The 11,647-nt window shown below is 61.3% G+C and carries 10 protein-coding genes; 5 read left to right on the top strand and 5 right to left on the bottom strand.

Annotation, left to right across the window (positions count from 1 at the left end):
• Positions 1-33 precede the first annotated feature (33 nt).
• Positions 34-240, top strand: a complete 207-nt coding sequence (locus YUO_RS0127370; protein WP_028350139.1) for a hypothetical protein — start codon at positions 34-36, stop codon at positions 238-240.
• Positions 241-825: 585 nt separating this feature from the next.
• Positions 826-1,983 carry an epoxide hydrolase family protein gene (locus YUO_RS0127360; RefSeq protein ID WP_028350137.1) on the top strand — a complete coding sequence of 386 codons (1,158 nt, stop codon included), beginning with the start codon at positions 826-828 and terminating at the stop codon, positions 1,981-1,983.
• 115 nt (positions 1,984-2,098) lie between these two features.
• Here YUO_RS0127360 and YUO_RS0127355 read toward each other — a convergent pair whose 3' ends face one another.
• From YUO_RS0127355 to YUO_RS0127335, 5 genes are all read right to left on the bottom strand, one after another.
• Entirely contained in the window at positions 2,099-2,728 is a 630-nt protein-coding gene (locus YUO_RS0127355; protein WP_028350136.1) for a 2-hydroxychromene-2-carboxylate isomerase, read from the bottom strand.
• Positions 2,729-3,266: 538 nt separating this feature from the next.
• Positions 3,267-5,177: a flavin-containing monooxygenase gene (locus YUO_RS0127350; protein ID WP_028350135.1), complete on the bottom strand. Its 1,911-nt coding sequence runs from the start codon at positions 5,175-5,177 to the stop codon at positions 3,267-3,269.
• Positions 5,178-5,191: 14 nt separating this feature from the next.
• The gene (locus YUO_RS0127345; protein ID WP_028350134.1) at positions 5,192-5,965 is read right to left on the bottom strand and encodes an SDR family NAD(P)-dependent oxidoreductase; all 774 of its coding nucleotides are present in this window, start codon (positions 5,963-5,965) and stop codon (positions 5,192-5,194) included.
• Positions 5,955-6,611 carry a TetR/AcrR family transcriptional regulator gene (locus YUO_RS0127340; RefSeq protein WP_028350133.1) on the bottom strand — a complete coding sequence of 219 codons (657 nt, stop codon included), beginning with the start codon at positions 6,609-6,611 and terminating at the stop codon, positions 5,955-5,957. The genes YUO_RS0127345 and YUO_RS0127340 overlap by 11 nt, the downstream gene beginning before the upstream one ends.
• A complete protein-coding gene (locus YUO_RS0127335) occupies positions 6,608-8,104 on the bottom strand; it encodes an AMP-binding protein (RefSeq protein ID WP_028350132.1) in 1,497 nt (498 codons plus the stop codon). Before YUO_RS0127335 ends, YUO_RS0127340 begins: the two co-directional genes overlap by 4 nt.
• Before the next feature lie 169 nt (positions 8,105-8,273).
• Here YUO_RS0127335 and YUO_RS0127330 point away from each other — a divergent pair, with 169 nt between their 5' ends.
• The 3 genes from YUO_RS0127330 (at position 8,274) to YUO_RS0127320 (ending at position 11,562) form a co-directional block, all read left to right on the top strand.
• Positions 8,274-9,545, top strand: a complete 1,272-nt coding sequence (locus YUO_RS0127330; protein WP_028350131.1) for an ABC transporter substrate-binding protein — start codon at positions 8,274-8,276, stop codon at positions 9,543-9,545.
• A 95-nt stretch (positions 9,546-9,640) separates the two neighbouring features.
• Complete coding sequence (locus YUO_RS0127325; RefSeq protein WP_028350130.1) at positions 9,641-10,543, top strand: branched-chain amino acid ABC transporter permease; 903 nt, start codon at positions 9,641-9,643, stop codon at positions 10,541-10,543.
• The gene (locus YUO_RS0127320) at positions 10,540-11,562 is read left to right on the top strand and encodes a branched-chain amino acid ABC transporter permease (RefSeq protein WP_028350129.1); all 1,023 of its coding nucleotides are present in this window, start codon (positions 10,540-10,542) and stop codon (positions 11,560-11,562) included. The genes YUO_RS0127325 and YUO_RS0127320 overlap by 4 nt, the downstream gene beginning before the upstream one ends.
• Positions 11,563-11,647: the final 85 nt, after the last annotated feature.

Here is an 11,647-nt window from a genome sequence, read left to right as displayed (position 1 = left end):
ATCAGTAGAGCAAAGGAGCATCGAGGACTGGCCGTGACTATCAAGAATATCGTCATCCCCTTGGAAGTTGAGTATCTCCAGGAGGCTGCAAAACAGCGCGGCGTCTCGCGCACGCGACTTGTGCGGGCTGTGATGGAGAAGGTGGTTAAGGATGAACTGGTCGCGGATATTTTGGGGGATAACGGAGTACCGGCCGAGGCGGCCCCGACCAGGTATCGACGCTTTCGAGCTACTCAGTAAATCCTATCCTTTTCATTGATATGAAGCCGTACGCTACCATCATGCTGGCTGCTTAGGGTTCAGAATCCGCCACTGCGATCACAACCTTCGACCACCGTTAAGACGGAATGGACAATCCGGAGGCCACGTCATGCGCATTTAATATGTCGCTCGCAGCGGAAGTTTCGCGGCGGGCAGGAAGGGTTGAATGGCCGTATATCGGATAGGGGGAGAGACACCGGTCAAACCCTGTTAATCGCTTGATAGGCGTGAAACCGTTTGGCACTCTTTGGCGTGTCTGCTCTAGATCGGGGTCTTATGAAAAAATTGTTCGTTGCCGTGGTTACCACGGCGCAACGGCTCGCCGGCATTTAACGGGCCGACGCCAGTTGCTGGAAAGAAACTGGAGCTCCTTCTTTAGGCCGGGGTTGGAGCTGTTCCCCCGCGTTTGGGCTACCGTCGCAGCCGCCGTTGCCGTAGCCCTTGTTACACTTCGGCCTCGCCATGGCCGTTTGCCCCGCCAGCAAAAGGCAATCGCTCACAACTTTTTTCGGTAGCATCAGCTTGGAGAGCGCGACACCGTGATCCATCGGAGCTGGAGTCTTCATGAGCGCTGAAATCAAGCCTTATCGTATTTCGATCGGCGATGCCGTGCTTGACGATCTCAAATCGCGGCTGCGCAACACGCGGTGGCCGGAAGCCGAACTCGTCGACGACTGGAGCCAGGGCGCGCCGCTGAAATGGGTCAGGGATATCTGCCGCTACTGGGCCGAGGAGTACGATTGGCGTGAGCGCGAGGCGCGGCTCAATCGCTTTGCGCAGTTCACCACCGAGATCGACGGGCTCGACATTCATCTCCTGCACGTCCGATCGCCGCATCCGGACGCGATGCCGCTGATCATCACGCATGGCTGGCCGGGCTCGGTGGTCGAGTTTCACAAGGTGATCGAGCCGTTGACCGATCCGACTGCACATGGCGGCAATGCTGCCGACGCGTTTCACGTCGTCTGCCCGTCGCTGCCCGGCTTTGGGTTCTCAGCCAAGCCGAAGACGACCGGCTGGGGCATCGATCGCATTGCGTCAAGCTGGGCGGTGCTGATGGACGGCCTCGGCTACGGTCGCTACGGCGCTCAGGGCGGCGATTGGGGATCGGCGATCACCACCGCGCTTGGCGCGCAGGATCCGGAACACTGCGCGGGCATTCACATCACGCTTGCGATGTCAGTTCGGCCCAATGTGGAGGGACAACCAACGCCTGAGGAAGCGCGGGCGTTGAAGGGCATCCAGTATTACGCCGATTGGGATTCAGGCTATTCCAAGCAGCAATCGACCCGGCCGCAGACGCTGGGATATGGTTTGACGGACTCGCCGAGTGGGCAGGCCGCGTGGATCCTGGAAAAGTTCTGGGCCTGGACCGATTGCGACGGCCATCCCGACAATATCTTGGGGCGCGATGAACTGCTCGACAACATCATGCTCTATTGGGTGACGGCTACGGCAGCTTCATCGGCGCGCTTATACTGGGAAAGCTTTGGCGCGAAGCGCCGCGCGGCTCATAGGGTAACCGTGCCGACCGGTATTGCCGTCTTTCCCAAGGAGATCGTCACGCCGGTGCGAAAGTGGATGGAAGCGAGCTACACGAATATCCAGCACTGGAGCGAAATGCCGAAGGGCGGTCACTTCGCGGCTTTCGAGCAGCCGGAGCTGTTCGTACGGGAGCTGCGCGATTTCTTCCGAACGTTGCGCGAGCCGTCGGCTTCCTGATCGGTTGGGCTCCCATTCGATTGAAACGGCCTCGCAACCCAGTTCCGATAAGACGGGTCGGTGCCATCGGCGGATTCAGGATGACGGATAAGCACCGTTCGCTGTGTCGGCGATCTCACGCCTGATGGCGACTGCCTAGCGCCGTCACGATCGATTCCGGGTTATTGATGCGCTCGATCAGCATGTCGATGCGATCGCCGCCCCAGAACAATTCGCCGTTGAAGATCATGGTCGGCACGCCGAACACGCCGAGCGCTTCCGCCTCGTCGATGATGCGGTCGTGTTCGGCCCGCGCGGGGCCGTGGACGTAAGCTTCGAATTCTTCTGACGACCCGCCGAGCGAGGCGATCACGCCGGAAATATCGGAGAGTTCGTCGATCTCGAGATCATGACTCCAGAACCGGCGGAATACCGTGTCATGATAAGGGCGGAACAGGCCGTGGCGCTGGGCGAACAGCATGCCGGCGCTGGCATGGAAGGCATCGTAGATGCGCCGCGGACCCTTCATGACGAGGCCCTGTGCGTTGGCGTAGCGGCGCGCGTCCATATAGGCGTAGCGCACCTTGCGCCAGAAATGCGGTGTGCGCTCTTCCACCGTGCCCATGAATTCCGGAATGCGCAGCGTGTAGGGCAGCCATTCGAGTTCGACGCCGTAGATCTCCTCGAGCTCGAACAGCCGCTTGTTGGCGACGAACGCGTAGGGGCTTTTGTAGTCGGTGTAGATGCGGACGCGCAGTCTATTCATGGCGTTTCCCTGTTCCATCGGATCAGTATCTCCGATCCGAATAGAGCATGGAACCATGCGACGCGGTTTTGACATTTCAAAATGAATGAGCCCGCCAAAACGAATGGGCCCCGGTGCATGAGAGCATCGCGGGGCCCTACATCTTCGTTATAGGCGAAGGATCTCTGGTAGACACCAGCATATTCTCAGGATCCGGCTTGCGCGTGGCCTTTGCGCTCCAGTCCCGCGGATAGGTTTGGATTGTTGAAGGTGCAATGAGGCTGGCAGCTGCTTACGACCTCAACCGCACCTGGACCTTGCGCTGAGCAAGGTCACCGGTCTGATCCGGTGGCGTCATGCTCCTCTCCAAGAGTTGGCCAACGGACGATACGTCCGCTTCCGCTGCGTGTCGTCTCGGTCATCTAACCGAATCGCCAATGCCTGCGGAGCGGGGAGCCGAACGCTCCGCGACTCCTGCAGGTGCAGCGTGCTAAATGCTGCGGCAGTTAGAGTCAGGTGTCAAGTTACACATCCGCCGGGTTCCCGCGGGCATTGGATGTCAGCCCTTCGTGTGGCGGTAATCCTGTAAATCAGGATCGTGGGTCATCGCCCAGTAGTCCACGAAACGCCATGGCATTGCCGAGAAAACCCGACCTTGCTTGTTGCGGTAATAGGTCGTCATCCCGGGATGCGTCCAGATCAGTTGCTCGTGCTCGGCATCAACTTTCTTGATGTACCGATCGTGCGCTTCCGGATGAACGTCAATCGCAGTGATGCCTTGCTCGATCATCTCGATGAGGCACGCCGAGATGTAGCGGCTCTGGCACTCCGACTGGAAGATCACGCTGCCGCCATGCGCCGGACCCGAATTGGGGCCGAGCATCACGAAGAGATTTGGAAAGTCCGGCACCGTGAGCCCGAGATAGGCGGTCGGGTTGTCGTTGGCCCAGGCTGCCTTCAGATTTTTTCCATCGCGCCCCGTGATGTTGAGGCGAGCCGCCATTTCCGTGACCTTGAAGCCGGTGGAAACGACGATGATGTCCGCGGGCCGCAACTTGCCGTCGGAGGCGACGATGCCGTCGCGCGCGAAATGGTCGATCCTGTCGGTGACCAGTTCCACATTCGGCTTCGTCAGGGTCTTGAACCAGTTATTGTCGAGCAGTATGCGCTTGCCATAAGGCGGATAGGTCGGCACGCATTTCTCGATCAGATCGGGGCGGTCCTTCAACTCCGAGTGGATGAAATTGGTGAGCTCTTCGCGATGCCGGTCATTGCCTTTGTTGACGGCGCGCTCGGGATGCGGCCAGTCGGGGTCCTTGCGCAGGAAGGGCAGCAGGCCGTCGCCGTATCGCCAGAACATGTTGAAGCGGTACCACTGCACATAAAACGGCAGATGCGCGAGCAGCCATCGCGCGCCCTCGGTGATGGGATCGGAATAGCCCGCCACCGGGCGCGCCCATTGCGCGGTACGCTGATAAACGGCGACCGACGCCACACGGTCGGCAATCGACGGCACCAGTTGCATGGCGGTAGCGCCGGTGCCGATGACGGCGACGCGCTTGCCATCGAGCTTGATGTCGTCGGACCACAGGGCGGAGTGCAGCATCACGCCCTTGAAATCTTCCTCGCCCTTGAAGGGCGCAGGGTGAGGGTCGTTGAGCTGACCGATCGCACTGACCAGCGTGGTCGATTCGAAGATCTCTTCGCCATTGGCGGTCCTCAACGTCGATATCCAGCGTCGCTTGCGCTCGTCCCAGCGCGACGATGTCAGCTCCGTGTTGAGGCGGAGATGCTTTCGGATGTCGTATTCCAGCGCCACCTTCCTGAGGTAGTCGAGCAATTCCTGGCGCTGGGCGAAATAGCGCGTCCACGGATTACGCCGGCCGAATGAGAACGAGTACGAGTGGTTGGGCGTATCGACGCCGCAGCCGGGATAGCGATTGACATACCAGGTGCCGCCGAGTTCGTCGTTCTTCTCGACGATGGTGTAGTGGATGCCGAGCCGGCCAAGGGCGACGCCGAGCGCAATGGCGCAGACGCCGGCGCCGACGATCAGCACGTGCTGCTGCGCCAGCTTTTCGTTCGATGGCGGTTTGGTCCAGCGCGCTTCCCGGGGAATGAAGCCCATTTCCTCGCGCATCAGCGGCGCATATTCAGGTGCCACATCTTCGCCGAGCGTCGCCCGCATCATCTTCACCATCAGCTCATTGCCGGGATCGGTGATGACGGGTTTCGGTTCACCGTTTGCGAACAGCTTCAAGACGGCCGCGCGGATCTCGGCCTGGATTTCCGGGGGCATGCCGGCCTGCGGATCCGGAATCAGGCGGACGTCGCGCTTGGGCCGGTAAGGCGGTTCCAGCCAGCGCTCATCGCCGGTCATGTGGACCAGCACCATCAGCAGGACGCGGATATCGCCCTCGGCGATGGCTGATGACAGATCGAGTTTCTTGCGCGGCAGCTCGATATTCATGCTGGTGTCCTTGTTTACGCGCCTGGTGCTTCCGGCAAGCCGCCATAGGCGGCCCAGGTGGTGCCGGCGATATAGCCGGCATCGACAGGAAGGTTGATTCCGGTGATGCCGCTGCTCATTGGTGAAAGCAGCCACGCAATTGCCTGCGCGACCTCGACTGGCTCGACCAGTCGGTTCATCGCGGTCGGGTTTTCGAGCCATTTCTTGTTCAGCGCACCCGAAGCGATGCCGGCTTCCAGCGCCGCCGTGCGGGTGAAGCCGGGCGAGACCGCGTTGACGCGGACGCCACTGCGTCCCCATTCGGCCGCCAGCGTCTGCGTGATCTGGATGACACCGGCCTTTGCCGCGGTATAGGCGTGGATCGGGCCTGAGGTCATGCCGGCAACGGAGGCGACGTTGACGATTGCGCCGCGCCGGCGCTCGGCCATCTTCACGCCAACGCTGCGGGCGACGAGAAAGGTGCCGCGCAGGTCGATATTGACCTCGCGGTCCCATTGTTCCATCCGCACGCGTTCGATTTTGTGCATCTTGCCGAACACGCCGGCGGCGTTGACGAGACCTGTGATCGGGCCGTGCGCGGTCTCGATATCGGCGATTCCGCTGACAACAGCGCTTTCGCTCGCGACATCGAAGGGCGCGGGCCACAGGATGGTTTGCGTTTCCGCGAGTGGTTCGGGCGCAATATCGACAATAACGACCTTCTGGCCTTGAGCCGCGAGAAGCGTTGCGGTCGCGGCGCCAATGCCGCGGCAGCCGCCGGTGACGAGAACGATGCCTTCAGCGGTCATGGCTGTTGCCTTTGTCCGGTGTGAACAGCCCGCGCGTGACCAGCTTTCGGTAGGCGGAGATGACGTGGTCGGGCGCGGCCGTTACCGCGCCGCCGGTGTATGAGTATCGCCGGCTCAGGTAGCCGCGCGCGCCCATGAACATGTGAACGATGGCTTCGAACTCCTCGTCGCTGAAATCAACGATGGCGCCGGCCGTGCGCGCGCGCTTGAGAATGCGCACATAGGCGGTCGCGATATTATCGAGATGCTTCTGGTAGCCGACCGGTGCGAAATATTCGGCCTCATTGAGGATGCGCAGGAACTCAGGCACCTCGCGGATGAAATCGAAGAAGGCGCTGAAGCGCTCGATCTCCTGCCTTGCGGCATCTGCGGTCCCCGTGCGCTCGCGGATGAAGTGAACCATGTCGATGCCGATCTTCGGCAGCAATTGATCGAGCAGTTCCTGGCGGTTCTCGAAATGATTGTAGAACGTGCCTTGGGCCACGCCGGCTGCCTCGGTGATGCGGGCGACGGAAGCTTCGGCGTAACCGTACTTGCCCACGATCTTGGTGGCGGCGTCGAATAATCTGCGCTTGGTCCAGGCGTTGCGTTCGACGCGGTTCAACTTCGTGACCTTACCGGATGCGGCTTGCGATGATTGCGTCATGCGTGGGTTTCCAGTTCGGCGCGCAGTACGCGCTTGAGCACCTTGCCCGAAGGATTGCGCGGTAGATGATCGCGGATGATGAGTTGCTTCGGTACCTTGAAGCTGGCGAGGCGCGTGCGGCAATGTTCGATGAGATCAGGCAATTCCAACATGGTGTCATCCGTGAGCACCACGACCGCGACCGGCTTCTCGCCCCAGCGCTCGTCCGGCATGCCGATCACGGCGACCTCGCGCACCTGCGGCAGCTCGTAGATGACGCGCTCCACCTCGGAGGAGGCGATGTTCTCGCCGCCGGAGATGATCATGTCCTTCTTGCGGTCGGTCAGATAGAGAAAGCCCTCTTCGTCGAGATAGCCGATGTCGCCGGTGCGAAACCAGTCGCCGAAGAACGCGGCCGCGGTTTTCTCGGGATCGTTCCAATAGCCCCGCGTGACCTTGGGGCCGCGGAGGCAGATCTCGCCGTTCTGGCCTGATGGCAGCCGGTTGCCGGCGTCATCGCGAATTTCGATTTCGACATGGGCAATGGCGCGCCCCGTCGAGCCGATCTTTTCGATCTCGCGGCCGGCTTCCATGAAAGTGTCGCCGCCACAGGTCTCCGTCAGCCCATAGGCGTCGATGTAGCGGGCATTTTTGAAGTACGCTGAGAAGGCGCGGATGCGCGCTTCCGGGGTTTTCTCGCCGCCGCCGATCGCCCATCCCAGGCTGGAGACATCGTAGCGGTCGCTGGTCGGGCAGGTGAGGATCGCGGTCGTCATCACCGGTGCAAACCAGGCGGCGTTCAGCTTCTCGGCTTCGATCGCGGCGAGCGCCTGCTCGGGCTCGAAGTTGCGGTGGATGGAAAGCAGGCCGCCATGCCAGAGCACCGCAATACCCGGCAGGTCGAGCGCGCCGACATGGTAGAGCGGACCGACCACCAGCAATCGCGTTTCGGCATTCAGCCCCAGAACCAGCGTCTGATCGGCCGATTTCCAATATAGATTCTCGTAAGTGAGCATCACGCCTTTGGGGCGGTCGGTTGTGCCTGATGTGTACATCAGCCGCATCAGGTCGCGCGGCTGCCGCACCTGCATCGGGGCAGGCGCGATATCGGGCGCAAGGCGTGTGACCGTGGATTGTGCTGACGCATCGAGCAGAACCACCGGTGCGCCGCCTGCGGCAATGCTTGCGAGTTCTTCGTCCGCAATCAGGATGCGCGCACCGGAATTAGCGACGATGTAACCGACCTCGTCGGCAGACAGGCGGTAGTTGATCGGCAGAAACACCGCGCCGATGTGGCTGGTCGCAAATGCCAGCTCGAGAAACGCCGTGCTGTTCTGCATCAACACCGCGACGACGTCGCCGGGGCCGATGCCGCGCGCGGCGAGCCAGCCGCCAACCCGCCGGATGCGGTCATCGAACGCGGCGTAGGAGACGTCCTCGCCGCGGTATTTCAGCGCACAGCGGTCCGGCGTCCGCCTGGCGTGAAAAGCGATGAAGGTCGAAAGGTTGATCATTATCAGCTCGAACGGTCGGTTTCCGGAATCGCCTCTCCAAAGATGAATTCTGACTCGTAATTCATATTTGGCTTGACGTCACCCCCCTCGCTCTGAAATCCTCAGATCATACGGAGACGCCACGATCTCCGGGAGGGATTGGGAACGCCAACCCCACAGGGAGGAAGCAATGACGAGAACCCGCAAACCGGGCGTAAGCCGACGTGCGACGTTGGCGATAATGGGCGCCGGTGCCGTATCAATCGCGACGCCATTTGGGACTCCTTGGGTGGCGCGCGCGCAAGCCAAGACCATCAAAATCGGCATGCCGACCATTCTCTCCGGGCGCGTCGCGCAGCTCGGAACCTCGTCGCGCAATGCGGTGATGCTGGAGATCGAAAAGGTCAACGCTGCTGGCGGTCTGGCTGGCCGGACCATCGAGATGGTGATCCGCGATTCCAAGGGGCAGCCGCAGGAAGCAGCCCGCGTCGCACGCGAACTCGTCAACACGGACGGCTGCGAAATTCTGATCGACGCGGAAGCGTCGTCGGGCGCGTTCGCCGTGCACGAAGTGGCGCGCGATCTTGGCGTGCTCTGCCTTCACACCAATTCGGAAACTTCCGCGCTGACCGCCGATCCCAAGCAGCACATTCCGAACGCCTTCCGCACCGCGCGCCAGGGCGTGCATGACTCGATCGTCGGCGGCAGCTACGCTGCGACGATCGCCAAGGCCAAGGGGCTGAAGAAATGGGCGACCTGCTCGCCCGATTACGCCTATGGCCGCGATACCACGGCCGAGTACGTCACTTATCTGAAGCGTTTTGCGCCTGACATCGAGATCATTAGCGAGTCCTGGCCAAAGCTGTTCCAGCCTGATTACACCGAGGTCGTGACAAAGATCCTGCAGGCCAGGCCGCAGGCGCTGTATTCCTGCCTGTGGGGCGGCGACCTCACGTCCTACATCGACCAGGCCAACATCTACGCGCTGTTCAGTCAGATGGAAGTGTTCGCAGTCAACATGGCCGACTACACCGCGCTGACTGTCGTGAAGAACCTGCCGAAGGGCATTCACTCGGGTAACCGTTACATCAAGACATATCCTGCAACCCCGGAGAACGCCGCGTGGGGCGACGCCTATAAAGCAAAATACAACGAATATCCGACCAACTGGTCGTGGGAGAATGCGACGGCGATCATGCTGCTCGCGGAAGCGTCCAAGAAGGCGAATTCGGCCGATGGCAAGAAGATTGCGGAGGCGCTCCGCGGCCTGAAGATCAAGTCGCCGTTCGGCGCCGACGGCACTGTCACCATGCGCGCCGAGGACCAGACGCTGGTAGGCTATGCGATCGGCTGGGGAACCACGATCCCGCAGGAGCCCTACGTGCCGCAAGTTCAAGCGGGCGACTGGAAGACGATCTTCGAACTCGAAGCCGAGTGGAAGAAGAGCAAGGGCTACACCTGATTGACCGCGACGGCGGAGGTGGCGCAAGCTGCCGCCCGTCCGCCGCCGAATGATCTTCGCGTGCTGTTCCGGCGCGCTGGAATGGATGTGTTCCCTTGGACCTCGACGCGCTTACCGGCTGTCTCGCCAGCTCCGCCTGTCTGGTGACGCAAACCACCAGCGGCTTCATCATCGGCATGTTGCTGTTTCTCGTCGCCGTCGGGCTGACGCTGATCTTCGGCGTACTCAAGGTCGTCAACTTCAGCCACGGCGCCTTCTATATGTTCGGCGCCTATTTCGCCATGACGGCCTATCAGTTCTCCGGCAGTTTTGCGCTGGCGATGCTGTGTGGTGCGGCGGGTACGGCCATCCTCGGTCTGATCTTCGAACGCGTCTTCATGAGCCGGGTCTACGGCGCAGACGTGTTGATGCAGCTTCTCGTCTGCTACGCCTTCGTGCTGATCTTTGATGACGTGGTGCGGATGATCTGGGGGCCCGAGTTCAAATCGATGGGCATGCCGGCGGCGTTCCAGGTGGTGCCGCTGTTCATCGCCGGCGGGGTGGTGCCACCATATTATCTGCTCCTAATCGGTGTTGCGCTCGCGGCCGCCATGATCCTCGGGCTCGGCCTTGCCCGCACCAGGATCGGCAAGGTAATCCGGGCTGCCGCCCATAACCCTGGCATGGTATCCGCGCTCGGCATCAACACCGGCCTGATCTACGGCGGGGTGTTCGCACTCGGCGGCATGCTGGCGGGACTTGCCGGCGCACTTGCGGCGCCGGTGCGTTCGCTGACGCCGGGCATGGGATTTTCGGTGCTGATCGAATCCTTCATCGTCACGGTGATCGGCGGCATGGGCTCGATCCTCGGTGCGTTGATCGGTGCGCTCCTGATCGGCATGATCCGCTCGTTCGGCTCGCTCGGCTTTCCGCTGTTTACCGAAGGGCTGATGTACCTGTTCATGGTGATCGTGCTGGTGTCGCGGCCGACCGGCCTGTTCGGCAAGGAGGTCGCATGACCGAATTGCAGGCCGAGCAGGGCGCGCAGGCACTCGAGGTCTCCCATGAAGCAAAGACGCGGCGCAATCGGGATGCCCTGATCGCGCTTGCGGTCTTTGTCTTGCTGGCGCTGTTGCCGGCGGTCTTCAGCAGCAAATTGCTGCTCGACTTCGTGATCCGCTGCGCCGCCTACGGGCTGTTCGCGACGTCGCTGAACCTTCTGGTCGGTTACACCGGCCTGATTTCGTTTGGCCACGGCATGTTCTTCGGCCTTGGCGCCTACGGCTTCGGGTTGATGATGCAGAAGACTGGTGTTCCCGTCCCGGTGGCTTTCGTTGCCACGCTGGCTATCACGTTTGTCGTCGCCCTCGTCATCGGTGCCATCTGCGTGCGGCTGAAGGAAATCTATTTCGCCTTCGTAACACTGGCGTTCCAGATGCTGATCCACTCGACGATCCTGTCCTGGGTATCGCTGACCGGCGGCGATCAGGGATTACGTGGCGGCATTCCGCGGCCGCCATTTTTGGGCATTGATCTGTCGAACCAATTGCATCTCTATGTCGCGAGTTGCGCGTTGCTGGTGATCGGGCTGTTCTTGATGCATCGGATCGCGCAGTCGCCATTCGGCTACACGCTGCGGATGATCCGCGACAACGCAACGCGTGCGAGCTTCATCGGCATCGACGTCTGGCGTGCCAAACTGACGATCTTTGTGCTCGCGGCGCTGTTCGCCTCGACCGGCGGGATCATCATGGCGCTATTCGTCTCCGGGGCCTATCCGGAATTCGCCTATTGGACTATTTCGGGCGAGGGCATTTTCATCAACATGCTCGGCGGCGTGACCACATTCCTCGGGCCGATGGTCGGCACGGTGCTGCTCCTGATCCTCAACGACACCGTCACCCGCCTGACCGATTATCACGGCCTCGTGCTGGGGATCGTGATCCTCTTCTTTGCGATCGGCCTGCGGAAGGGCCTGATGGATTTCGTCGTCGAATGGTACGCGCAACGCCGTAACGGCGACGGGGAGCGGCGATGACACGTGGAGCTATTGCACAGTCATTCCGGGGCGCGCGCAGCGCGAACTACGATGTGCAAGTGCACATCGGAGAATCTCGAGATTC

Origin of the sequence: Bradyrhizobium murdochi, from assembly GCF_000472965.1 — a bacterium.
Classification (GTDB): Bacteria; Pseudomonadota; Alphaproteobacteria; order Rhizobiales; family Xanthobacteraceae; genus Bradyrhizobium; species Bradyrhizobium murdochi.
Note: the sequence above shows the minus strand (reverse complement) of the source record. Positions and strands in the feature narration are given on the sequence as shown.

Excerpts from the sequence above, each read along its gene's own strand:
- YUO_RS0127360 (WP_028350137.1), top strand. The coding sequence starts at position 826 with ATGAGCGCTGAAATCAAGCCTTATCGTATTTCGATCGGCGATGCCGTG.
- YUO_RS0127320 (WP_028350129.1), top strand. The coding sequence starts at position 10,540 with ATGACCGAATTGCAGGCCGAGCAGGGCGCGCAGGCACTCGAGGTCTCC.
- YUO_RS0127355 (WP_028350136.1), bottom strand. The coding sequence starts at position 2,728 with ATGAATAGACTGCGCGTCCGCATCTACACCGACTACAAAAGCCCCTAC.
- YUO_RS0127335 (WP_028350132.1), bottom strand. The coding sequence starts at position 8,104 with ATGATCAACCTTTCGACCTTCATCGCTTTTCACGCCAGGCGGACGCCG.
- YUO_RS0127345 (WP_028350134.1), bottom strand. The coding sequence starts at position 5,965 with ATGACCGCTGAAGGCATCGTTCTCGTCACCGGCGGCTGCCGCGGCATT.
- YUO_RS0127340 (WP_028350133.1), bottom strand. The coding sequence starts at position 6,611 with ATGACGCAATCATCGCAAGCCGCATCCGGTAAGGTCACGAAGTTGAAC.
- YUO_RS0127350 (WP_028350135.1), bottom strand. The coding sequence starts at position 5,177 with ATGAATATCGAGCTGCCGCGCAAGAAACTCGATCTGTCATCAGCCATC.
- YUO_RS0127330 (WP_028350131.1), top strand. The coding sequence starts at position 8,274 with ATGACGAGAACCCGCAAACCGGGCGTAAGCCGACGTGCGACGTTGGCG.